The organism is Shewanella psychromarinicola (assembly GCF_003855155.1).
GTDB lineage: Bacteria > Pseudomonadota > Gammaproteobacteria > Enterobacterales > Shewanellaceae > Shewanella > Shewanella psychromarinicola.
The window spans coordinates 4,306,750-4,331,114 of record NZ_CP034073.1; the positions used below are offsets into that span (position 1 = coordinate 4,306,750).

Genomic DNA, 24,365 nt, shown 5'->3' on the forward strand with positions numbered 1-24,365 from the left:
ATTTCACTTAACGGCTATAGGACTTAAGACCAACAAAAAGAGCGCCTAAGCGCTCTTTGTAAACTGTGATAATTAAAGCTGATTAGTGATTTTGCGCTTCACCAGACCCTTTAGGGAAACGGATTGACTCCACCATCGCCACTATCTCGTCAGGAATTTTAGCGGTTACTTTACAGACCGCAAAGGCTATCGAAAAGTTAACAATCATTCCGACCATACCAATACCTTCTGGCGAGATACCAAATAACCAGTTTTCGGACGAATTGGCTGCCGGATTAATAAACTTGAAGTAAGCAATATAACTCGCAGTAAATAATAACCCGATCACCATACCCGAAATAGCCCCTTCTTTATTCATGGTTTTGGAGAAAATACCCATGATAATGGCTGGGAATAACGACGCAGCGGCGAGACCAAATGCAATAGCTACTACAGCCGCAACAAAACCTGGTGGGTTTATGCCAAAGTAGCCCGCCATAACAACCCCTAAGGCAGCGGCTATTCGCGCATACATTAACTCTTTCTTATCCGAAATATCCGGCATTAGATTTTTCTTGAGTAAATCGTGCGAAACAGACGTTGAAATCACCAGTAGTAAACCCGCTGATGTTGACAATGCTGCCGCTAAACCACCCGCGGCAACTAATGCGATAACCCATGCAGGAAGATTAGCGATTTCAGGCGTTGCCAGAACCATAATATCTCGGTCAATGGTCATCTCATTTTTTTCACCATTGGTGTAGAAAATGTTGCCATCGTTGTTCTTATCGTCCCACGTGATTAAACCGGTTTTTTCCCAGTTCTTAATCCACTCAGGTGCTGTTTCATAAGGTACACCGGTAGATTCTGGTCCATTAATGGTTTCAATCATATTAACGCGTGAGAATGCCGATAATGCCGGAATAGTAGTATACATAATCGCGATAAACACGAGTGCCCAACCCGCTGAGATACGTGCATCTTTTACTCTAGGAACCGTAAAGAAACGTACAATCACATGCGGCAAGCCTGCTGTACCAAACATCAATGCTCCAGTAATAAAGAACACATCGATCATGGATTTAGAACCTTCGGTATATTGAGAGAAGCCCAGTTCAGCAGACAGTCCATCAAGTTTATCGAGTAAATATACCCCAGTACCATTACCTGCAGCGTCCACTAACTCGGCCCCAAAACCAATCTGCGGAAAAATATGACCTGTCATCATTACCGAGATAAAAATAGCGGGCACCATGAAGGCAAAAATAAGCACACAATATTGCGCTACCTGAGTGTAAGTAATCCCTTTCATGCCGCCAAGTACAGCATAAAAGAATACGACCGCCATCCCGATATACACACCGGTTTCTACCTCTACTTCCAAGAAGCGAGAGAACACTACGCCTACCCCCCGCATTTGACCTGCAATGTAGGTAAAGCAAATGAAAATGGCACAAATAACCGCAACAGTTCGAGCTGTTTGAGAGTAATAACGATCACCGATGAAGTCTGGAACGGTAAATTTACCAAACTTGCGTAAATAAGGTGCCATACACAAGGCTAATAGAACGTAACCCCCCGTCCAGCCCATTAGATATACTGAACCATCATAACCCGTAAAAGACACAATACCGGCCAATGAAATAAACGATGCAGCTGACATCCAGTCCGCTGCGGTTGCCATACCGTTCATAACAGGGTGAACACCACCACCTGCAACATAAAACTCTTTGGTTGAACCCGCTCGGGACATAATAGCTATCCCGATGTACAGCGTAAAAGTCGCGCCGACAATAATATATGTTAGTGTTTGAACATCCATTTTTAGTGCCCCTTAGTCTTCGTGAACATTGTATTTTTTGTCTAACGCATTAGCTTTCGCTACGTAAACAAAAATCAGCGCCACGAATACATACATTGCACCCTGCTGCGCAAACCAGAAACCCAGTTTGAATCCCATGAAGGTAATTTCGTTAAGTACATCTACTAATATGATACCGCAGCCAAATGATACTGCAGCCCAGATGGCAAGCAAGCTAAGTACCAAGCGTAAATTCTCACGCCAGTAACCCGCTGCCTTTTCGTTATTTTCAAAACTCATTGCGACTCCCCTATGTTATTTTTTGTAAAGCCATTGTTAATTTAGCAACTTAGGGGGGGTCTACAATCAAGACCTTAGTCGTATCTCACGAACAAGCTACTGTTGCAAGCTATTAAATCACTTACTAATCATAGTTATACAGTAAAAAAACAAATAAAAGCCTCGATTGCCCATTCCATCGAGTTAGACCAAGGTCGAACAAAATTACCGCACAAAGAGACTTAAATGACGATCAATTAAAACAAAACGAGGCATTTACTAATAAAAAAGTCATCGTTTTCGTTGAAATATATTCGATTTCTTGAGATAAGTACTCGTATATCAACGAATCTTTTGATAATAAGAATAATAAGGATATTTTTTTGACGTTACCACGCATTAACCAACAGCACCTTTTATTCGCGATTATCTTGGGAGTAGTCGGACTGCTGATCAATTGTTTCCCAATTCAATTTTTTGCCAATGTGCAATTTGTACTAGGTAATACGATGACAGTCATTGCTGCCGTTTTATTAGGACCTTGGTACGCATTTGTAACAGCAATGATGGCATCAACAGGATTAATGCTGGTATGGGATAGTCCCCATGTGTATTTATTTTTTGGATTAGAAGCACTATTTTTAGGCTATGCGAGACGCCGTGATATCTATGCTTTATATGCCGACGCCGCTTATTGGTTATTAATTGGCGCACCAATGGTGTATTTATATGCGGTTTTGTTGATGGATATTCCACCATCTCACTTAGGCTTTATCATTTCAAAGCAAGGGATCAACGGACTCATTTATACCAGTCTTGCATCACTGCTGATTTTAGCTATTCCAAAGCTATGGTTTTTAAAAGATAAAGTAAAAGACCGCCATCGCAGACAATTAAGCGCGCAACTGACCTATTTTTTCACGTTGATGGTCACGTTAACATTACTGTTTTCGGCGTTAATCTTTAATTTTTATTCTTTAGAGCGTCAACAAGTCATGTTAAAACAAAATATGACAGAAGCGGTTGTGCATATCTCTACCGCGGCACAGAATCATATCGAAAACCATAAGGCCGTGATCCAAAATACCGCCAATCAATTAAATTTAATGGCCGATACGCCTGAGCAATGGCAAGCTATTTTATCGAGTTTGCATCAAAGCTACCCAAGCTTTATTAGCATGCTAATTGCCGATCCTGCCGCTAACATTGTCAACGCTAGCCCATTGTCAAGACTGCTCTCAATCCAAAAACAACAACAAAGCATCAATATTAAAGACCGCGAATATTTTATTGAATCGTTTTACAATCACCGCTTTTTTGTATCATCCGCCTTTCTGGGTCGCGGCTTTGGCAATGATGCCATTATTGCCATGAGTGCACCGTTTTATCTCGATGAGCAACACACAAAAATAGCAGGGATTATAGAAGGCTCGCTTGATTTGAGCCACTTTTCATATATTGATCAAGTCAATAAATACAGCACTGATGAATCTGTAGTGATGGTTGATGAGCAAAATCAAATTATTTACGCTTCAGAAAAGCTTGCTTTTAAACCACTATCACAATTTAATTTTGTCATAAACAAAGGTGTGTATCGCGCCAACCTTGACCTTATCAATATTCACAATACGACCTCAATTGTGCCTGAGTATATTTATACTCACCATGAATTGAATAATGGTTGGACTGTTTATATTTTAAAAGAGTTCTCACCATTACTAAAGTTGGCCGAAGAACAAATGTTTAGTAGTTTTATTCTGTTGCTGATTTCATTAGTGTGTACGTTTTATATATCAACAAAGCTGAGTACGTTATTGACCGTGCCATTAGAAGCAGTAGCCAATCAATTTAGTCAGCCCGATACAGGAAAAGCATCAACTATTGACGAAAATTCACCTAAAGAAGTGTTCAGCTTGTATCAACGCTTAGTGACCAGTAAACAACAACTGGTTGCTCATCAATTGGAGTTAGAACAGACCGTTGCTAACCGTACTGCAGAATTAGAAAAAGCCAACATAAAGCTAACTGAACTGGTTGATCGTGATCCTTTAACAGGCTTATATAATCGCCGTTATGCTGAACGTAAATTTGGTGAGCTATTGGATTTTTGTTTACGCAGTGAACAAGCTATTACCGTTGTCTTGCTTGACTTGGATTTATTCAAAAGAGTTAATGATAACTATGGGCATTTGGCTGGAGATGAGTGCTTACGAAACGTATCTCAATTAATGCAGACATATTTTAAACGTGACATTGATATTGTGGCCCGCTATGGCGGAGAAGAATTTCTACTGATTTTGCCTTTGTCCAACGCCTTACATATTGAACAACATCTCAATGGCTTTAGAGAAGCATTGTCACAATTAAATATCACCTCACCCGAAGATAAACAATCATTCAAAGTGACAGTTAGTATTGGCGCGATTACAGCAAATGCGGACTATAACGTGCAACTCGATAAGTGGATTAAAGTTGCAGATGATAATCTCTATCAAGCAAAACAGCAGGGACGAAACCGGACAATAATTAATATCATTTCTGACTAAACTTTAGCGGTTTATTATCCAATGATGACTCAGATTGATGTCCTTGAGTAAACGCATCAATTCGAGTCATCATATAAGGATAAAATGGATTCCATTTCTGACGTAACATGTCGTCGGCTGTCATACTAAAAATGCCCCGTTCACCTTGATAAATTGCTCTGCCTATTTGGATTTTATCAGGATTATTGCCAGATTGAGGCCCATAAAGCGTATCTTCAATCGGAAAGTTTAACGCCACATGAGATAATGAAAACACATCTTTAGGCCAAGTTAAATTTAACGCTAATACATCATTAGTTATCGATTTATCGGCTAACTCCCTTACCTGAACATGATGATCACGTTGCGGGTCATTTTCAAGCAAACTTAGGCGATAGGGTAACGGCTTAGACAGCCAAAAAGGGGCAAAAGATGCCAGTGGGTCTTGGAAAAGTAATTGGTTGTTGCTCCGAGTACGGTTGACGTCAAATAACACCAATTGATGGTTTTTGTTTGCCGGTAACCTTTGATATAACAAATCAACCACAGCAAGCGAAGATACCGTATCATCGACAACTGACTGAAACGTTAACATCGCCGGAATAGCATCTAACTGCTGCACCGATAATGACTCTAATAAGGTCTGATTACGCTGGGTTAACTGATACACAACATCACCAGCATTAACGGCAAACGATTGATATTTGAACGGATCATATTCTGTTTGAATGCTGTTCCAATACAGTTTATCTTGCCCAAGTAATTTCCCCAGTTTTGCTTGCCAGTAAGCACCTGCAGCAATAGGTGTAAGACCAATTGCTGGCGATAACATGATCATGCCATCAAAGCTCGTAGACTTATCCAAGCTGATATTCTCAAGTTCATGGTTTAACGCCAATGCAGCCCCAGTTGAAAAACCCACCACATAAATGGGTTTACCCGGCAGTTGTGTAGATAAGTGTGCCACGGCAAGTGACACCGCCCCAGCAAGATCAGGCCAGGTAATGTCGGTTAACCCAGACGGAATGGTACCGTGGCCGGGCAAACGCAATCCTAAAACATATGCCTGTTGCTTATAATGCTGTGCTAAATGCGACATCATATAGGGTGAATCAGACATGCCATGTAACAATAATAGGCCAAACTCTGCTTGTGGGTTTTTCCATTCAAATGAGCGATTCCAATTTTGCTGCCATAACCTAGGATCAGACAGACTATGGCGCTCATAACGATTAATAGGAGACGCTATTTCAGGCTGATACTGACGATAAACTTGCTGTTCTACTTCAGCAAATAGTTTATCTTCTAATAGTAAATATTGATTAAAATCAGTTAAGCCTGACTGCTGATGATATTCAGAGGTTAGGTGTGTAGTGTGCCACAATGATAAATTAGGCCGAGCATTAAGCATCCAAACGGCTGCGATAATTAACGCTAAAGCAATCCCCAAAGCAGCATAAAATGCGGCAAACAAAAAATGTTTAGTCGACCCAATTACAATAGCGCGCATAGTAAACCTTATTGAAAATAAATATCAAATGAACAACAATATAGCTTAACATTTACCGTCAAACCGCCAAACAATAGCCATCCTTAACTATAGTGGAAATGATATGTCATCAGCTTTATTTAGCCATATATGGGGGCCCATGAATCCCGATATCATTTTTTATTTACCTACGCCTCCAGCCTTACCGGAACATTGGCAAGCCACTCACGTTGATGCAGTAACACAACTCGTCGCATTGAATGGAAATCACTGGCGAAAAATTGTCACCATTATGGCTAAAATTTGCTGTTTAGAGCACGATATCAATGCTAACAAAGGGGCTTGTTGGAAGTTGATCCGCGACAATCTGTTTAGTGAATCTGCTGAACGGCATCAACCAAAAACCGACAAGAACATCAACAGTGACATTAAAACATCACGCTTACGTTGCCAATTACGTATTGTTAAAGCAGATGTTCATTATAGCGACGACTTAAAGCTGCCTTCTGTATGTTGGCATATTATATGTGGTAAAGAAGCCCAGCTACGAATGGGGATAACGGATCCTCGGCAATATTCATCACTGGATGACCAGCAAAAAATACAGCGCCAGCCCCCAGTGTTAATGACACCATATTTAGATTATCGACAATATTCTAATGCGCTCATTGAACTGACACGACAACACATCGCCGCTACAAAACATTAGCGATTAGTCGTAAATAGTCGCAATAGGCTCACGCTTATGTTGGGTACGTTTATAGATACTAACGAGTTTATCTTCAACTGATTGGGCAACGTCTTTACCTTCTAAGAAGTCATCAATTTGATCATAAGTCAGTCCTAAAGCGGCTTCATCCTCAAGTTGAGGTTTATTGTCTTCTAGATCAGCCGTAGCGGCTTTGTTAACTAATAGATCAGGTGCACCCAAATAAGCCGCTAACTGGCGTACCTGACGTTTATTTAGCCCAAACAACGGGGCTAAATCGCACGCGCCATCTCCCCACTTAGTATAAAAACCGGTAATATTTTCAGCACTGTGATCGGTGCCAACAACTAAACCACCTACTAACCCTGCAATATCATACTGGACTATCATGCGCATTCTAGCTTTGACATTACCTTTAAGAAAATCAATTTTGGCAGCATCTGTTGATGCTAAACCCGCCGCGGTGAGACCGGCTAGTGTGGCATTATGGATGCCAACAACCCCATCATGGACATTCACTGTCACCAGTTGTGAAGGCTGAATAAACTGACAGGCTTGTTGGGCTTCAGCTTCATCTTTTTGCACATGGTAAGGCAAGCGAACGCCAATGAACTGGTACTCGTCACTGACCTTTTCTTGATTAAGGCTATCCACTGCCAGCTGGCACAAACGCCCTGCAAGGGATGAGTCAACACCGCCGCTAATACCCAAAACTAAAGTACGACTGTTAGCTTCTATTAATTTTGCCTTGATAAAAGCAATTCTACGCTGGGTCTCAAACTCTGGCTCAATAGCCTTAAGTACATGCATCTCTTTTAAGATTTGTCCTTTCACGTGGCGCTCCTAATTGCTTATTAATAAACTAGATGTCGATATCTATTCTATAAAAATTAACACAAAAAAAAACGATAATGATGCATCATTATCGTTTTTTTTATCGACGACAGATCATCGTTCCCAATAAGACTCTTCTAGACTGTCTTCTCGCTCAGGCAAACCATGGGACAAACGTGGACTATGCTGAGCTAACACCTCGTATGCAACACGATTAGCGTATTTACACACTTGTGAAAATGATGAATAACATATGCCGTCTCGTTTATGTTTACTCGAGCCAGGTATATTGGTTTTATGGAAAGTATTGGCTGATAAATCATGAAGCAGCGCAGACAACGCACCATCGCCAGCACCATTGGTATTGCGAATTAATTCCGGCCCACCCATATAAGGTGCAATATGTGCGTATACTTTTATCGGCGTGTCACAATCTGCTTGTAATTTCGGTCGCGAAAACTCATAACGATTGAACTCGGGAATGGCTCCAGGTAATAAGGTATGACTGGTTTCGCGTTTTTCATTATCCTCAGTATAACCTGCGGTATAAAGTCCTATCTCCCCCGCCGTGGTTAACACCATGTCACACCATTCAAGAGCGGCTTCGCTGGCAAGTAATGGGTCTTTAAAACCGGTTAACGCTTCGCCTTCGTCTTCATTCATGGCTAAAATAGTGACATGTTCATTAATAAAATTTTGCCACCACTTTGGCTCTTCTTGAATTAAAAACCGCGTGCCTAAGGTTAACACGACTGGCACATCTGCCTCTTTGGCGTAATTAATCGCCGTCATTGCGGCATCAGTAATACCGTCACCGTCACTGGCACGCATTAAATATGCCGTGATGACTAATGCTGAACTGCCCTGCACCACCTCTTTATCGATATACTCTGGTGTTAGCTTATCCATGCATCCTTTACTAATCGCAAACGTGCGCTCACCACTGTCGGAAATCAGCGTAAAACAACGACCAATAGGACCGTCGACAGGTTGTAAGAAGTTGAGGTCGACCTTTGATGAGGTATGACATAAATAGCGATAAGCGTAGCTACCTACCATAATATGTTGGCTCATAACCCCAAAAAGCACTGAGCGGTCATCGGCTAAAATAGAATAATTGTGTACTGTGTTACCAATGGTGCCACCAGCAAACTCATCACTGATGATCTCATTGGACTTAAGTTCATTATACAAATGATGGGCTTGCTCATCGTTAATGAGCGTTGAGTTGCCTTTAGGTAAACCGTAACGCTGAAGTAATTCATCATCAACTTTGGCTTCGATATCCACCAGCGTCTGGTCAATCCCACAAATATAAGTAGAAAAAGGTTGAGGCTGCTGCGTAAGTTGAGCTAATAAAGGATCACGACTGTTTACAGGGAAATAGTGCTTGGACTTACGTTGACCAGGGAACTTCATATTGGACTCTCATAGCTTGGCATCCATGCAAGTGTGAAATTAATGATTACTGACACCCATTGAATTTTTAATGAGTTGTCATCCGCGAAAATGGCGGCAAATTTTATCATAGGTAAGCGTTAATTCTATATCACTTTTATCATTTTCACGGCCTAAATAACCTTAACTCGGGATAAGAGATGGATAGAGAGCTAAAATGCACAGTGTTTTGAGCGATTTTATTTAAAACGTGCCTTTTTTTACTAGCAAGGGCAATCTGCGCGTCAATAGCAGGCCTATTGTAAGTCAATGCAGCGTCGGTATTGCCAGGACAAAGAGCTGTTTGATAACCGTTTCCCACCCCGTTCAGAGGTAAACAGAAAGACGTAGATGTCCAATATCTGTCTATCATTACGTTTTCGAGTAATTAGCTTGTCCATTAAGCAATAAAAAAGCCTGCAATGCAGGCTTTTTATTGAGGCGTTAATTAGCGATTATTTTAGAATATTGGCCAATTGCTCACTAACTTTAGCAACAGATTGAGTACCGTCAAACTTGTTGTACTGAGTTTTACCTTCTGCTGCCACTTTGCCATAGTAATCGACTAATGGTTTAGTTTGCTCATGGTAAATACCTAAGCGTTTGCGTACGGTGCTTTCTTCATCATCTGGACGGATAGATAAATCTTCGCCAGTGACATCATCTTTACCTGCCACTTTAGGTGGATTGAATACCATGTGGTAAACGCGACCAGAACCAGAATGGACACGACGTCCGCTCATACGCTTAACGATTTCTTCGTCTGGCACATCAATCTCAATCACATGATCGATTTCAATTCCGTTTTCAGCCATTGCATCGGCTTGTGGGATCGTACGAGGAAAACCGTCTAATAAAAAACCTTTTTCACAGTCATCTTGGGTAATACGCTCTTTCACTAAACCAATGATAAGATCGTCAGAAACTAATTGACCTGCATCCATTACTTTCTTAGCTTCTAAACCTAATGCCGTGCCAGCTTTTACTGCTGCACGCAACATATCACCGGTTGAGATTTGTGGGATACCGTACTGCTCCATAATGAACTGAGCTTGGGTACCTTTACCAGCACCTGGGGCACCCAATAAAATAATGCGCATCTCAAAAGTCCTCTTTTAAGTTTGTGTTCTTTTTAGGGCGGCGATTTTCGCACATTTACCACACTATTAATAGCGCTTTTGTTATAACATTAGACCTAAATCTAATAAGGATTGTAACAAAATGGCTGCAATTGTTTAATACAATAAAGTATACAATTTACGCCGATATAAATTGGCTAACGCATTGCCTTGGCCAATCGCAGTTAAAATGTCCATGAAGACTTGTTTAACGTTACCCTCTGCAGCGCTCATGTCTTTTTGTAAAATAGCGAACAATAATTCGAGTGCTTCTTCATTACGATGGGCAACATTTAATGCTTTGGCTAAGATTAACACCGCATCAATATTGTCAGGTTGGTCGGCAACATTCTGTTGCAGTTGACGAATTTCAGGCGTATCTGCCGCATCTTCCGCTAACGCTAATTTGGCGACTAAATTGTGATAGTAACTATCTTGATCAGCTAAACCTATACGGGCTAGCAACACTTTTGCTTCCGCTAATAAACCTTGCTGTAACGCCACATCTATCATCACCAATGCAACTTCAGCTGGCTGATGCGCATCGTTATAAATGATTGTTAATTGGTCTGCTATTTTGCCCAAGTCTTGCGACGATAACTCGCCTTGGGCTAATTTTTGCTTAACCTCATCAAACGCTTGTATCCACATCGGCGGTAAATGTTTGTCGAGTATGTCGCAAATTTGTTGTTGGCTTTGTTGCCCAGCAAAACCATCAATCGGTCTGCCTTTATCTAAAATTAATGTGGTCGGTACATCTTGAATTTGGAAATAGTTAGCAATTTCTAACTCTGTTTCACAATCCACTTTGGCTAAAATAAATCGTCCAGCTTGTGCCGTTACCAGTTGTTCCAGCGTTTGTAACATCTGTACACTTTCGGGCTGTTGTTGAGTCCAAAATGCCAATACCACCATTTTTTGCATTGAGGTATCAACAACTTGCTGAATATTATCTTTAGTAAGATCGATGAGGTAGTCCATATTGCCTCCGCGGTATGACAAAAACAAAAGCGGACTTATTGTCCGCTTTTACTGCTTAAATCGAAGTTATTTTACACTCGCCAATAACATTTGATTGGTCAGTTTAATAAACGCTGATGGATCGGCCAGACTGCCTTTTTCTGATAACAACGCTTGTTGTAATAACAAGTTAGCCCAATCAGCAAACAGTTTTTCGTCAGCTTCGTTACTAAGATGTTCAACCAAAGGATGGGTTGGATTAATCTCAAATGTTGGCTTAGAATCTGGCACTGGCTGACCTGCAGCTTGCATCAGTTTAATCATCTGAGTCGACATTTCACCTTCACCGGCTACCACACATGCTGGCGTGTCAGTTAGGCGTGATGTAACACGAACTGCCGATACGCGGTCAGCAAGTGCAGCTTTAACTCGTTCAACAAGTGCTTTTGATTCTTCAGCAACTTTGTCATGAGCTTCTTTATCGGCCGCATCTTCAAGCTCGCCTAATTCTAAATCACCTTGGGTGACAGAATGTAACTTCTTCTCTTTGAATTCAGTTAGGTGGTTCACTAACCATTCATCGATACGCTCTGACATTAATAATACTTCAATGCCTTTTTTGCGCAGTAATTCAAGATGAGGACTATTTGCTGCGGCTTCATGGCTGTCGGCAACAATATAGTAAATCTTGTCTTGGCCTTCCTTCATGCGCTCAATATAAGCAGCTAATGACACCGTTGTGGCGGCCGAATTATCATCAGTAGAAGCAAAACGCAATAGTCCTGCAATGCGCTCTTTGTTAGCAAAGTCTTCTGCTGGGCCTTCTTTTAATACTTGACCAAACTCAGCCCAAAAAGACTGGTATTGTTCAGGCTCATCTTTAGCCAGTTTTTCAAGCATACCTAACACACGTTTGGTGATCCCCACTCGCATTGCTGTAGTTACTTGATTATCTTGTAAAATTTCTCGAGATACGTTTAGCGGCAAGTCATTTGAATCGATTAACCCGCGAACGAAACGTAAGTAAGAAGGCAAAAACTGCTCGGCTTCATCCATAATAAACACACGCTGAACAAACAGCTTCAAGCCATGTTTATGGTCACGATTCCACATATCCCACGGCGCTTTGGCTGGGATATACAACAAGCTGGTGTATTCTTGTTTGCCTTCGACACGATTGTGAGACCATTTTAATGCCTCGCTGTAATCGTGAGAAATATGTTTATAAAATTCTTGGTATTCTTCTTCTGTGATATCTGACTTATTACGAGTCCAAAGCGCGGTGGCTTTGTTCATCACTTTCCACTCACCTTCGGTTGCCGCTACTTTCTCGCCATCAGGGCCATCAGACTCTGGTGTACCTTCATTCCACATTTGTACCGGAACAGAGATATGATCAGAATACTTAGTGATAATTGATCGTAGACGATAATCGTCAGCAAACTCGGTTTCTTCATCACGTAAATGCAGGACAATTTCAGTACCACGTTCATTTTTAGTAATACTGTCTACACTAAATGAACCTTCACCTTCTGACTCCCACAATACGCCTTCATTAGCCGCATGACCGGCAGCACGAGTTCGCACAGTGACTTTTTTGGACACGATGAAAGCAGAATAGAAGCCCACACCAAACTGACCAATTAATTGTGTGTCTTTTGACGCTTCGCCAGAAAGGTTACTGAAAAACTCTTTAGTGCCCGATTTGGCGATAGTGCCTAAGTGTTCAATGACGCTATCACGGGTCATACCAATACCATTATCGGTAATGGTTACTGTGCCTTTTTCTTTATTGGCACTAACACGGACGCGTAAATCACCGTTACCTTCATATAAGGCATCATCGGTTAAGGCTAAATAGCGGAGTTTATCTGCTGCATCGGCCGCATTTGAGACTAGCTCACGTAAGAAAATCTCTTTATTTGAATACAGAGAGTGGATCATCAATTGCAGAAGTTGTTTTACTTCGGTTTGAAAGCCATGAGTTTCTTGTTGTGACATGAATATTTCCCTTGGTGTTACGTTGAAACAATCACGAGTCGATTAATCTACTCGCCTTAAAAATCGGTGTTAACCAAGAGATGGGGGAACGTTACAATATTTTCAAGGGGCAACACCGCCTTGTTGAATAATAAATCATCCGATAGGCTCAAATCAGGCCAATATGGCGAATAATGTCCGCCCCTATTACCCCATTAATCACCCTTGATGGATGAAATAATGCCAGCAAACCTGATTAATGATCCGCTGGCACAGTGGTTTTCAATGAGTAAGCCGCTTTTTTACAGCGGAATACGACCATTAAATGACAAGGCTAAGGTGGTGCTATCAACATATTCAAGCTCACCACCGACAGGAACGCCATGAGCGATACGGCTAATCACCACATTGTGTCTCCTAGCCATATCCGCAATAAAGTGTGCGGTAGCATCTCCCTCAACGGTAGGGTTTGTGGCAAGAATAAGCTCGCTCACTTCATCAGAGATTAAATGGCGCTCAAGTAAGGCCAGACCCAGTTCTTCAGGACCAACACCGTCTAATGGCGACAAGTGCCCTAACAATACAAAATAGCGACCATTGAAATGTCCACCCGCCTCAATGGCAAGCACATCGGCAGGGGTTTCGACCACGCAAATAATCCCTGCATTAATACGCCGATGGCTACTGCATATGGGGCATAAATCTTGTTCGGTAAATGTACGGCAACTTTGACAGTGGCCGACTTCAGACATGGCTTTTTGTAACGAATCGGCAAGCTTAAGGCCCACTTTACGTTCACGCTCAAGCAATTGAAACGCCATACGCTGTGCCGACTTAGGTCCGACGCCTGGCAAAGCGCGTAAAGATTGAATTAATTCATCGACCAAAGGACTAAATTTCATAAATTGCCAATACCTTAATAACTAAACTCATTGTGATGTTATTGGTGAAACCCTTTTTGTGATCAGCCAAGCCAATCTGCGATAGCACCAATGCAGTGCGATTATTATCTGTGCTGCGCTCGAATGCAAAGATTAATGCTTTTTAGAATAAATGAAGCCAACAATCGAGCCATTACAAAGTGTTTTTATTTAATGCTTTAACCAAATGCCCAGAGTCATCGTTACATCGAAGATATGTAAAGAGCTCAATTAATACTTCTTCTACTAGGCTTGTTAATAATGATGAACACCGAAGCGGTTTCAAACAACCTCTGTTTATACTGCAGTAAAAATCTAAGTAACCGACCGAATTACAACAATATTCATTCATTTCATTAACGGGCTCACATAATCAGAAAAGAAGTTAATCTATTTTTGAGAGCTATCACTTTTCTGTTTAAACCATCTGATATTCTATCATCGTATCCCCGATATGTTCTGTGGTTCCAAGGACGATATTCACGACGATATTGAAAACATCTCAAGGTGAAGCGTTTTCAAATTGAAGTGACTCCAGAGTAAGGACTCAAAATGTACGATATTTTACCCGTATTAGGTAGCGGACTGGTTATTTGCGGAGCGCTATTACTGGCAATGGCCATCGGACCAGTATGGACGCTATTTCGCCAGCTACCAATAGGTGGATTACGCTATAGTTGGGGGTTTCTGATTCTGCTGATCCTGTTTTTTATCGCAGGTTATGTCGTATACGCAAAATTTAGCTTAGTTAAATCTTATCAACCACTCGATCTCGTCGTGCCGATTATATTTTTTTGCGGAGCTATTTTTGTATTTGTTGTTTGTAGCCTGTCACTCAAAACGACCAGCGACATCATGCAGTTGTATGCCCTCAAGCAGGAAAACATCACCGACTCACTAATGGGGATCTTCAACCGTCGTTACTTAGACCGTCGCCTTAAAGAGGAGACACAAAGGGCCCAAAGTTACTCTAAGCCTCTGTCTATCTTTATGATCGATATCGATCATTTCAAAATCATTAATGATAACTATGGTCATCAGATTGGAGACTTAGTACTGAAAAATATCGCCCAAAATATCAAAGAGTCATTAAGAGAGTCGGATGTACTTGCCCGATATGGTGGTGAAGAGTTTGTGGTCATTCTTCCTCGAACTCAAATTTCTACATCCTATAAACTGGCTGAACGACTCAGGCAGGTTGTGGAGAACACTCAGTTGCCACTGCCTGAAGAGCCTGGCATAGATATGCTTTCAATTGGGGTTACTGTGAGTGTTGGTGTCGCAGGACTAACGTCTGAGTGTAAAGACTACCTGTGTCTGATTAAAAATGCAGATAGAGCACTCTATCAGGCAAAACAAAATGGCCGCAACCAAGTAGTAATGGGGTAAAAATAGAAGCAGAGCAGCAATAAACTATACCCTAAACTATGACCTAAACTATGCCCTGTTGCCGATAAAACCCTATCGTGAGGTCTAATGATAGCGCTCAACTAAAAACAGACACTTTTTAAGCTAGTTTACTTTCAAAAATTGATTGGTGATATATAACCTAAAATGAACGACTTGGTTCACTGATGTAATAACTGACATAAACCCAAGTCGCACATTGCACTAGGTTTTTTGGCTAACGTTAATATTGATACATGCATTCTGAGGTTAACGCTCTAAAGACACGCTTGGTCAGTTAACTAACGCTCAGCATTCTAACCGTTTGCTTTTTGATTCATGTGTATTCGGCTTTTTTAATAACCTTATCCTCGAAATAGTTTTCAGCAATGCATCATGACACTGGGGGTGACTATCAAGTACAAGGTTATGTCATTATTGAATAATAAGCTCTGGCGAATGCAGTTTATGGCTAACAATAAAAATGCGCAGATTAAATCGGCATTTCAATTTCGTCTGGCAAATGGTTGATTGTATATTACTAGCATTAACATACTATTTTATTTAATCTTTTAACCTCTTTCTATTTTTAGGGTTATTTTATGTCATAAAAATTAATCCTAAAATTTCCAATATAGTTCCTAAATAGTTCCTAACTAACTTTGTCTATAGAGTGCACCGAATTTTCTAATAAAAAAATCGTAGTTTATAACCCAGCATACAAATTCAAAATCCGAACTTAAATGAACAGAAAATCAATGTTAAATAGCGGCCAGAATTGACGTCATAAAATGCAGCTGCGTTAACGACGAGTCATGCTTTAAAACAGTCTACATTTAAGCGTTAACTTTATTTCACCTGAAAAACGTTGATACCAAAACAGACGTTATAAGATTTTAGTATAAGGACTGTTCATTTAGATTATAAGAAGTAAGCGTCATTAAATACTAATGTCATCGGCCTAATTCAACGTGACTAAAAATATCGCCACGCTAATGCTAAGGACGGAAATATTCTAAGCAATAGGAATAAGTTCATCTATACTTCAACACGAGCTTTAGTGTTTTTCATTCTAAAATTCATTAAAGGTCTTAATTATCATACTGCTAATATTAATATCCGACTAATGAGAGACGTTAATTCCACTTCTTGAAAATGGAGAGCCTCAACCTCCATGGAAATATAGCAACAGTCATGATAGATGAGTTAACAAATAGCAAAGGAGATACAATAATGAAAAAACTATTCATTGCACTAATTGGATTGTTAGTTATCACTGGCACATTTATTCAAACAGCGATGGCGACCGAGCAAGAGGTCAAAAAGACTATCATGGACGATAATGCTTATGTAAAAAAGAATCTCAAGGGGCTTGAAGGCACCTATTCGAACGAAGGCGCTATAGAGTTCTGGTCTAGTGGCGGACTGATCCAAACAATCAAAGCCGATGGACGGCTAGAAGAATATGACGCGTTCAATATCGATGTTAAACATATTCAAGTTACCATTTTGGTACCAGATAAAATTGCATTGGCCCATTATTATTCGGAGGGTTCTATGACTCCAAAAGGAAGTCCTGCTGTGGCAAATTATAGAACCCGAGTTAGCCAAGTATATACTAAGGAGGCTGGAAAATGGAAAGTACGGTCGTCACATTGGTCACCCATTATTGGTGGCTCTGGTACGAGTCAGACCGCACTAGTTGAATAAACCAACCTTTTTAAAAAATACGAAACCCCAAATTTTTCTTATAAACAATAAAAGAACCGTGATGGGATCCTTAATAAAGGACAGCAGGTATTCCATTACGTACTTCAGCATAATAGTCAGTTTATTATTAAATTATTGACGTTAAATAACTTTGGACATGGTTTCTTGGTCGCATAAATCATGCTCAACGGCTAAGAATGTTATAGTTCGTTGCTGGAAAAAACCTGTAAAAATTGCATCAATATTGCATCAAGAATTGGGTATGACTAGCTACATTTCTGTAGCAACTGTCCTGAACAACACCGTTATTCAGACCATGTTATTACACCAAACGAAAAAAGGGGATGTATCAACTACATCCCCATATGGCAAATTTACTACGCTTTATTTGGATTAATGAGGTATTTTTCACCGGTTTTTTTGGCGGTGTACTGCAAAATAATCGCCGGAGTCATGGCTTGTTCAAAACTTAATTCATCAGTAAATGCACTGGCAAAGGTGGTTTTGATTTCATTGGCCACTTGTTTTTGCAGCTGACCGATTTGCTGAGGTTGCAGCTTACCCAAGAATCTCATCAATAACCACCCTCCTATGCTCCATGTCATCCCGTATGCGCGGTTCAAGATGGTAGGAGAAAAGTCCAGACCACCGTATATATAAACTTGTTTATTAGATTCAGAGCCATAGGTATTAAAACCTACTGCGTCTTTACTGCCCGATTGTTCCATGGCGGTCAGTATATCGCTCACTACGTCGCCCCCACCTATGGCATCAAAGGCTAAGGTAGCACCGGTTTCATCTATGGCTTTATATAAGTCAGCCTTGAAAGTGTCACTGGACGAATCACAAATATACTTGGCACCAATCGCCTTGAGTATGTCCACCTGTTGCTGCTTTCTAACAATATTGACTAAAGGGACGTCTTGAGCCAGACAAATTTTATTTAGCATCTGTCCTAAACTCGATGCAGCGGCGGTGTGCACTAATGCCGTATGGCCTTCCATACGCATGGTTTCTACCATACCCAAGGCGGTAAGTGGGTTTACAAAAGAGGAAGCGGCATCATTGGCTGAGGTGCCCTCGTTGTGCACAATACAAGCTTGGGCTGGCACACAACAATATTGCGCATAAGCACCACCCGATAAAATGGCTACGGTTTTGCCCATTAACGCTTGTGCTGCTTCACTATTACCTGCAGCCACTACGGTTCCGGCTCCTTCATTACCAATGGGGAGAACCTGATCTAAGCGAGATTTAATACGGGGTAACATGCCAGGATAAAGAGGTGCATTAAGAGTTGATTTATCACCACTGAGCTGTGCAGCGGCTAAATTTGAAGGGCCAAACATAGGCCACATATCGGAAGGGTTAATAGGTGCCGCCTCTATACGCACTATTACTTCATGTGGTTTAGGGGCCGGCACATCAACATCCTTTAAGGACATTTCAAGTTGTCCATCTGAGGAGATAAGGGTAAATAGTTGTTTTGATGTTGTCATTATCGATTGCTCTCTTTCTGGTGTAAAAAGGTAAGTTCAAGTCTAGCCGTATGGTGTAAATATATTGAAATTTTGCTTTAAATATCAAAAAATCGCTATTACATCGATGGTTAAAACGGTACAGACGATTGGTTTTGCAGCATAGTCGTCTTGATGAAGTGTATACTCAGGGTCGATTAGTGGCTCATTCACTAACCCCCCCTAGGGTATTAGGCCGAAGAGTAAGTATTACTGAGCTTAATATAAGAAATCGTTCAGATTACGTATAACAGGTTATTGATACCGAGGGGATATATACCAATCCACTTCTTTATCTGAATTGGTATGACTTTTTTTATTAAGATGATATGAATATTACAATGGCTTCATCTAGTAAATATTTAGATATGAAACGTTATTAGTGAGGGCTTATTTAGCAGCCGCTTTTTGCAAAATGCCGATAAATTCTGGGAAGGACTCTTCAGCTTGAGTATCGACTATTTTTGAAATCGGTTCGTTGCTCATAGTGTTCCACCACGCTTGTAGTTTTGGTGTTTTTTCCATAAAGTCTACTTCAAAGATTTTTTTCCCTACCATTACACCTGTCTTAAGACTGTATCGAACGACAAGATCTGTTTGCGTACACTTTTCACCCATCAAATAAGGGCCAAAGGCGGCCATGCTCTCTAGGCATGCAAAGGCCTTTATCAGTATGGGTAACATAACAGCACGGTTTGATTCTGATTTTGGCGCACCCATGAGTAATTCGGGTAAAAACCGTCTTGCGGATAGCTCCACATACAATTCGGCAATGCGCATCAATTCAAAGCCTTTTGCCCTTTGGAATGCATCGCTGGGCAGGATTGGCTTGTCTGGGTAATGATGCTCAATATACTCAAGGATGGCCGCAGTTTCTGATAGAAAACCGTGTTCAGTGCCAATACACGGCACTTTGCCCATAGGGCTTTTTTCCAAATATGAGGGATGGCCTGGATAAGTGCGCTCTTCATTAAAATCAATGCCTTTTAATAACAAGGCATGTTTTATCAAACCGTAATAGTTACTTGCGGGAAAGCCATATAAAGTGAGCATATTGTCATATTCCATAATTAAAGTGTCGATTAGCTTCTCATAAGGAATGTTAGAAATATAGGGTGTTAGTGAAATGGGCCGAGTTGACAATGTCCTAAGCAAAAAAGCCAGTTGGGGTCAGGTTGACATTAAATACCAATGATCACCTTTGGTGGCATAACCTTTACGTTTTTCAAGGCTGTGACAGCATGGATGTTGCACCCGTTATAAGTTGGTTTAGTGCGGATCAGCCATCTGATAATGCCTTTAAACATCAACGCGTAAAGACTTACATGCTTTCAGTTATGGTGAAACGCATCACCTAAAATATAAAAACAAATAAGTTGAGCGAAGACGAGTATTGCTAAGTCGTGAAATAAACCATATACGCGACCTGAGTTAAATACTGTCCCAAAAAATGGCTAGTACTGTTCCTACTTGGCTTGCGGATCAGATGGGGCATAGTGATAGGGAGGACTCAACAATCTATGGCAAATGGATCGCGGGTGAACGACCTGACCATAAAACTAAGAAAACTGAGAAAACTGAGAAAACTAAGAAGGCTAAGAAGGCTAAGAATGAAGACCCCAAATTCCTTTATAATTCCTAATGTAATTCCCAAGAAATGATAACAAGGGAATTACACGAGGAAAAGTCAGCATCTTAGCTTCTAGAAAGGCATTTTCATCCCTGGTGGTAATTGCATACCGCCAGTCACTTCGGCCATTTTAGTCTTTTGATTTTCTTCAATGCGACGAGCTGCATCGTTACACGCTGCAGCGATAAGATCTTCTAGCATCTCTTTATCGTCTTCCATCAAGCTTGGATCAATTTCAACTGTACGCACATTGTGGTTACCTGTCATGGTTACTTTAACCAAGCCAGCACCCGCTTCACCTGTCATTTCTGTGCGAGCAATTTCTTCCTGCATTTGAGCCATTTTGTCTTGCATCATTTGGGCTTGTTTCATTAAATTGCCCATACCGCCTTTTCCACCAAACATAGTCGTATCTCTCTCTAATTAAGGTTGTTAGCAAGTCGTCATAGTGACGCTAATCTTACTGAAATAAAATCGATTGGCAATCTAGCAAATACACTTTTGAGATGAAGATATATTCATTTTAAGCTAAATCACCGTATTTGTTCATTTATAAAGCGTTAATTTGTGTAATATCCTGCGCAATTTGTCCTAGCTGTTCCAACGGATATTCAATACTGTCACTGTCTAATTGAGCCGATAAGCGTTGAACCATCCACTGAACGTTATCATCAAGCAAAATAGACTGTTGAGCCTGTGCGATAAGTTCACGATGAAAACGTTTACGTAACTCAAGGGGCGTTTCTCGTTTAGGCACAATCCCAATCTGGATCTGTACTTGAGTCGGTTGCCCAAGGTATTGAGATAACGCGTCTTGCAGTTGATCAATAGCTGTCTGGGCAGACAAATGTTTTTGATCGGGTTTCAACACCAATATCATAGGATTTGACAATGCCGAACACACAGAGTTCACCCCTAATTGCCGAACCCTACCGCCAACAGACACATTAGTCATCACTTTATACCAATGTAAATCAATCTCGTTTCCTTGAATACTGTGTGGCTCAAATTGGGCTTTTACATCTATGGGCGTCGCATCAGTAGGACCTCGAACGACAGACTCTGCGCTAATGTTGAGCGATTGGGCTGTCAATGAGCTCGTTTTATGTGCGTGATTATGTGCGTGAGCAGCTTGCTGATGACTGGCCGTGTCTGTCGGTTGAATAGTGGCTTCAGTGACGGGCTTAATCGCATCATGAACATCTGCAAATGCATTGATTGGCTCACCCTCTTCGGGCGCGACCCAAGGAGCCCTATCATAATCTGCCACTACTGGAGAATTGATTGTTTCGGCAGTAGATAACGCTTCAAAAGCTTTAGGATCAGTTTCAGTCACTGCAGGCGACTCATTGGCGCTGACAACCGATGTCACTGCAGGTTTGTTCACTCTTGAAGTGGTTATTTTTGTCGATTCTTTTTTTGCCAGTTCATCTTTATGTTGTAACACCCCGACATCGGCAATAAGTGAATCACGACTGGCTAACACTTCGTCAAGAAAATCGTCTACATTATCCTCAGAATCAGTGAGGTTTGGGCGAGTATTATCACTGACATGATTAGCCGTTTTCGGTTCAGACCTTGAGTCAGTAACATCATCAACATTGTTAGCTTCAGTTGTTCCATTTAAAGCCGAAAAAGCCCCCTCTTCGTCATGATCAAATGGTTGATATTCCATGGACATATCATCAGACACGTCATAATCCATAAAAGCATACGCGTTGAGCGGAATATCATCCGCATTACCACTCAATTGACTATTTTCTACAACATTGCTGTCTGCAGTACTCTGCGCTAATTGATGTTTTTCAACCCGCTCTTCAGACGCAGCAATATCCCTTTTCAGCGGTGCTGTTGTGATTTGAGTCGTCGTTTCAGCATCAGCACGAATATCGCCATTGTCTGATGCCGCAGTATGAATAATATCGGCAGCAGTCTTATCAGCTGTCATATGGCTAACGTCACGCTTGACGACGTGGTTGGTAACATTACCAATCGGCATATCGCTTTTGGGTGGCAATGGATTAAACCCCAAACTTTGCGCTTGGTCCAACAACAAAGCTTGCTCAGCCACCAGTGAAGATGCGACTGGCTCATCGTCGATAGCATCAGCAACGTCCACCTCCGTGGTCGCTGCAGTTTCATCCTGAATAGATAATGCTGTTGTCGGTAAAACAATGTCTTTTTGCGGCTGAAGATCAGACTTTGGGCCTGTTTCAATGACCTCTTGCGTTGGAGATGATGAACCGTCAATAACGCTTAAATCAATGTTAGCCGGCGTCGTTGTTAGCCAGCGTTTTACTTGTTTTTCGGGGGTAAACGCTACTGCGCGAAGTAACGCCATTTCCAAGCCCGATTTAGGATCGGGGGCAAAGGCTAAATCTTTACGACCGTTAAGCAACATTTGGTAATAAAGCTGTACTTGTTCAGGCGCTAATTGCTGTGAGAATGCTAGAATTTGTTCACTAAACAGCGATTGTTGCGCTGCAGCGGGGGCAAACTGAGTTAAGGTGATTTGATGCAATAACTCTAATAAACTGCGCAATACTTCTTCAGCATCGGCACCGAATGCCAACACTTTTGCTACCGTTTGCATTAATGGCCCAACATCGGCATCACACAAGGCTTTTAATAAGGCCAGCACATGTTGTTCATCAATACTGCCCAACATGGTTTGCACTTGTGTCAGCATCACTTGGCCACTGCCAAACGCTATCGCTTGGTCAGTTAAACTGAGCGCATCACGCATACTGCCATTGGCCGCTTTGGCTAATAAGCTCAGCGCTTGTGGCTCAAAAGGTAATTGTTCTTGGGTGATCACATACTCGAGTTGCTTGCTAATTTCGTCTTGCGACAAACTTTTTAGATTAAACTGTAAGCAACGAGATAATACAGTAACAGGCAGTTTATGCGGATCGGTAGTCGCTAGCAAAAACTTAACGTGCTCAGGAGGCTCTTCTAACGTCTTTAGCAATGCATTAAAACTGCTACGCGACAGCATGTGTACTTCATCGATTAAGTACACTTTAAAACGCCCACGGGAAGGACGGTATTGCACATTATCAAGGAGTTCACGAGTATCATCGACTTTAGTACGCGATGCCGCATCGACTTCAATTAAATCAACAAATCGACCTTGAGCAATTTCAATGCAGCTAGAACATTCACCACAAGGATTAGCAGTAACGCCGGTTTCACAATTGAGACCTTTAGCAAATAAACGCGCCAAACTGGTTTTACCCACACCGCGTGTTCCGGTAAAGAGGTAAGCGTGATGTAAACGTTGCTGGCTCAATGCATTAGTTAATGCCATTAATACATGGGATTGACCAACCATTTGTTCAAATTTAGCAGGACGCCATTTGCGGGCGAGTACTTGGTAAGACATGAAATTCCCCACACAGAGCTATCGGGACTCAATCCCTTTAAAGGGATTAACAATAACATGCCAAGGGCTGGCATGCTATTGTTGAGCAAGTATTTGATAGAGCACAATGCAGTTAACTGCCTAATAAAAAAGCAGTTTATATTGCTTTGATTACTCGCCGTCAAACTCGCATAAACTTAATACTTTAATTCCCATACCTTGTAAGCGTTTCTCGCCACCAATTTCTGGTAATGAGATAACAAAGGCAGCATGGCTCACTTCTCCGCCTAATTGACGAATAAGTTTTACTGTAGCTTCAATCGTGCCACCGGTTGCTAACAAATCATCGATAACCAATACTTTGTCATTGGCATTAATGGCATCGGTGTGAATTTCTAAGGTATCTTTACCATATTCTAATTCATAGGTTTGGCTAATGGTTTCGCGAGGTAATTTACCTGGCTTACGTACCGGCACAAAACCAACACCTAGCTCTAATGCCAACGGCGCACCAAATAAGAAGCCACGCGCTTCGGTGCCGACAACTTTAGTAAAGCCTTTTGATTGGTAATGAGCAACTAAAATCGCAATAGTGGCTTTATAGGCGTCTGCGTTTTCTAATAAACTAGTCACATCGCGGAACATAATGCCTGGTGTAGGGTAATCAGGAATGGTTTTAATGCTCTGCTTAATAAGCGCTAAACTGTCTTGGTTCATCATAATTAGT

The 24,365-nt window shown here is 41.3% G+C and carries 18 protein-coding genes; 4 read left to right on the top strand and 14 right to left on the bottom strand.

The features are described 5' to 3' along the window. Window positions 1-82: 82 nt before the first annotated feature. Window positions 83-1,801, bottom strand: coding sequence for a sodium:solute symporter family protein (locus EGC80_RS18835; RefSeq protein ID WP_101032074.1), 1,719 nt, complete (start codon window positions 1,799-1,801; stop codon window positions 83-85). Window positions 1,802-1,813: 12 nt separating this feature from the next. After that, window positions 1,814-2,080: a DUF4212 domain-containing protein gene (locus EGC80_RS18840; RefSeq protein WP_101032075.1), complete on the bottom strand. Its 267-nt coding sequence runs from the start codon at window positions 2,078-2,080 to the stop codon at window positions 1,814-1,816. A 362-nt stretch (window positions 2,081-2,442) separates the two neighbouring features. Between EGC80_RS18840 and EGC80_RS18845 the strand changes: the two genes are divergently transcribed. Next, window positions 2,443-4,605 (top strand): diguanylate cyclase, encoded by a 2,163-nt coding sequence (locus EGC80_RS18845; RefSeq protein ID WP_233768547.1) that lies wholly within the window; start codon window positions 2,443-2,445, stop codon window positions 4,603-4,605. On the opposite strand, the gene EGC80_RS18850 is transcribed toward EGC80_RS18845, so the two are convergent. Further along, window positions 4,592-6,094, bottom strand: a complete 1,503-nt coding sequence (locus tag EGC80_RS18850; RefSeq protein ID WP_124011747.1) for an alpha/beta hydrolase — start codon at window positions 6,092-6,094, stop codon at window positions 4,592-4,594. The genes EGC80_RS18845 and EGC80_RS18850 overlap by 14 nt on opposite strands. A 103-nt stretch (window positions 6,095-6,197) precedes the next feature. On the opposite strand from EGC80_RS18850, the gene EGC80_RS18855 reads away from it, so the two are divergent. Continuing rightward, window positions 6,198-6,782, top strand: a complete 585-nt coding sequence (locus EGC80_RS18855; protein ID WP_233768548.1) for a DUF6942 family protein — start codon at window positions 6,198-6,200, stop codon at window positions 6,780-6,782. A 3-nt stretch (window positions 6,783-6,785) separates the two neighbouring features. On the opposite strand, the gene nadE is transcribed toward EGC80_RS18855, so the two are convergent. From nadE to recR, 6 genes are all read right to left on the bottom strand, one after another. Next, complete coding sequence (gene nadE / locus EGC80_RS18860) at window positions 6,786-7,616, bottom strand: ammonia-dependent NAD(+) synthetase (RefSeq protein WP_124011748.1); 831 nt, start codon at window positions 7,614-7,616, stop codon at window positions 6,786-6,788. A gap of 114 nt (window positions 7,617-7,730) precedes the next feature. Beyond that, the gene (locus EGC80_RS18865) at window positions 7,731-9,035 is read right to left on the bottom strand and encodes an inosine/guanosine kinase (RefSeq protein WP_124011749.1); all 1,305 of its coding nucleotides are present in this window, start codon (window positions 9,033-9,035) and stop codon (window positions 7,731-7,733) included. Window positions 9,036-9,508: 473 nt separating this feature from the next. Then, window positions 9,509-10,153 carry an adenylate kinase gene (adk, locus tag EGC80_RS18870; RefSeq protein ID WP_101032079.1) on the bottom strand — a complete coding sequence of 215 codons (645 nt, stop codon included), beginning with the start codon at window positions 10,151-10,153 and terminating at the stop codon, window positions 9,509-9,511. 135 nt (window positions 10,154-10,288) lie between these two features. Beyond that, the gene (locus EGC80_RS18875; RefSeq protein ID WP_124011750.1) at window positions 10,289-11,152 is read right to left on the bottom strand and encodes a tetratricopeptide repeat protein; all 864 of its coding nucleotides are present in this window, start codon (window positions 11,150-11,152) and stop codon (window positions 10,289-10,291) included. Window positions 11,153-11,218: 66 nt separating this feature from the next. Further along, window positions 11,219-13,132: a molecular chaperone HtpG gene (gene htpG / locus EGC80_RS18880; protein WP_124011751.1), complete on the bottom strand. Its 1,914-nt coding sequence runs from the start codon at window positions 13,130-13,132 to the stop codon at window positions 11,219-11,221. 281 nt (window positions 13,133-13,413) lie between these two features. Then, window positions 13,414-14,013 carry a recombination mediator RecR gene (gene recR / locus EGC80_RS18885; RefSeq protein WP_101032082.1) on the bottom strand — a complete coding sequence of 200 codons (600 nt, stop codon included), beginning with the start codon at window positions 14,011-14,013 and terminating at the stop codon, window positions 13,414-13,416. 570 nt (window positions 14,014-14,583) lie between these two features. Here recR and EGC80_RS18890 point away from each other — a divergent pair. Both EGC80_RS18890 and EGC80_RS18895 read left to right on the top strand, forming a co-directional pair. Further along, on the top strand, window positions 14,584-15,420 hold the full coding sequence (locus EGC80_RS18890) for a GGDEF domain-containing protein (protein ID WP_124011752.1): 837 nt from the start codon (window positions 14,584-14,586) through the stop codon (window positions 15,418-15,420). 1,230 nt (window positions 15,421-16,650) lie between these two features. Next, window positions 16,651-17,127 (top strand): Cif family virulence factor, encoded by a 477-nt coding sequence (locus EGC80_RS18895; protein WP_124011753.1) that lies wholly within the window; start codon window positions 16,651-16,653, stop codon window positions 17,125-17,127. A gap of 377 nt (window positions 17,128-17,504) precedes the next feature. On the opposite strand, the gene EGC80_RS18900 is transcribed toward EGC80_RS18895, so the two are convergent. The 5 genes from EGC80_RS18900 to apt all read right to left on the bottom strand — a co-directional run bounded on the left by EGC80_RS18900 (window position 17,505) and on the right by apt (window position 24,361). Then, a complete protein-coding gene (locus EGC80_RS18900; RefSeq protein ID WP_124011754.1) occupies window positions 17,505-18,626 on the bottom strand; it encodes a zinc-binding dehydrogenase in 1,122 nt (373 codons plus the stop codon). Window positions 18,627-19,034: 408 nt separating this feature from the next. Continuing rightward, complete coding sequence (locus EGC80_RS18905; RefSeq protein ID WP_124011755.1) at window positions 19,035-19,712, bottom strand: glutathione S-transferase family protein; 678 nt, start codon at window positions 19,710-19,712, stop codon at window positions 19,035-19,037. Window positions 19,713-20,346: 634 nt separating this feature from the next. Beyond that, entirely contained in the window at window positions 20,347-20,679 is a 333-nt protein-coding gene (locus tag EGC80_RS18910) for a YbaB/EbfC family nucleoid-associated protein (protein ID WP_101032086.1), read from the bottom strand. Between the two features lie 145 nt (window positions 20,680-20,824). Beyond that, on the bottom strand, window positions 20,825-23,659 hold the full coding sequence (gene dnaX, locus EGC80_RS18915) for a DNA polymerase III subunit gamma/tau (protein WP_124011756.1): 2,835 nt from the start codon (window positions 23,657-23,659) through the stop codon (window positions 20,825-20,827). Window positions 23,660-23,809: 150 nt separating this feature from the next. Beyond that, the gene (gene apt / locus EGC80_RS18920; protein ID WP_101032088.1) at window positions 23,810-24,361 is read right to left on the bottom strand and encodes an adenine phosphoribosyltransferase; all 552 of its coding nucleotides are present in this window, start codon (window positions 24,359-24,361) and stop codon (window positions 23,810-23,812) included. Window positions 24,362-24,365: the final 4 nt, after the last annotated feature.

Coding starts and splice junctions, on each gene's coding strand:
- htpG (WP_124011751.1), bottom strand. CDS start 13,132: ATGTCACAACAAGAAACTCATGGCTTTCAAACCGAAGTAAAACAACTT.
- EGC80_RS18875 (WP_124011750.1), bottom strand. CDS start 11,152: ATGGACTACCTCATCGATCTTACTAAAGATAATATTCAGCAAGTTGTT.
- recR (WP_101032082.1), bottom strand. CDS start 14,013: ATGAAATTTAGTCCTTTGGTCGATGAATTAATTCAATCTTTACGCGCT.
- EGC80_RS18895 (WP_124011753.1), top strand. CDS start 16,651: ATGAAAAAACTATTCATTGCACTAATTGGATTGTTAGTTATCACTGGC.
- EGC80_RS18900 (WP_124011754.1), bottom strand. CDS start 18,626: ATGACAACATCAAAACAACTATTTACCCTTATCTCCTCAGATGGACAA.
- EGC80_RS18865 (WP_124011749.1), bottom strand. CDS start 9,035: ATGAAGTTCCCTGGTCAACGTAAGTCCAAGCACTATTTCCCTGTAAAC.
- dnaX (WP_124011756.1), bottom strand. CDS start 23,659: ATGTCTTACCAAGTACTCGCCCGCAAATGGCGTCCTGCTAAATTTGAA.
- EGC80_RS18855 (WP_233768548.1), top strand. CDS start 6,198: ATGTCATCAGCTTTATTTAGCCATATATGGGGGCCCATGAATCCCGAT.
- EGC80_RS18890 (WP_124011752.1), top strand. CDS start 14,584: ATGTACGATATTTTACCCGTATTAGGTAGCGGACTGGTTATTTGCGGA.
- EGC80_RS18835 (WP_101032074.1), bottom strand. CDS start 1,801: ATGGATGTTCAAACACTAACATATATTATTGTCGGCGCGACTTTTACG.
- EGC80_RS18840 (WP_101032075.1), bottom strand. CDS start 2,080: ATGAGTTTTGAAAATAACGAAAAGGCAGCGGGTTACTGGCGTGAGAAT.
- EGC80_RS18910 (WP_101032086.1), bottom strand. CDS start 20,679: ATGTTTGGTGGAAAAGGCGGTATGGGCAATTTAATGAAACAAGCCCAA.
- EGC80_RS18905 (WP_124011755.1), bottom strand. CDS start 19,712: ATGGAATATGACAATATGCTCACTTTATATGGCTTTCCCGCAAGTAAC.
- adk (WP_101032079.1), bottom strand. CDS start 10,153: ATGCGCATTATTTTATTGGGTGCCCCAGGTGCTGGTAAAGGTACCCAA.
- EGC80_RS18850 (WP_124011747.1), bottom strand. CDS start 6,094: ATGCGCGCTATTGTAATTGGGTCGACTAAACATTTTTTGTTTGCCGCA.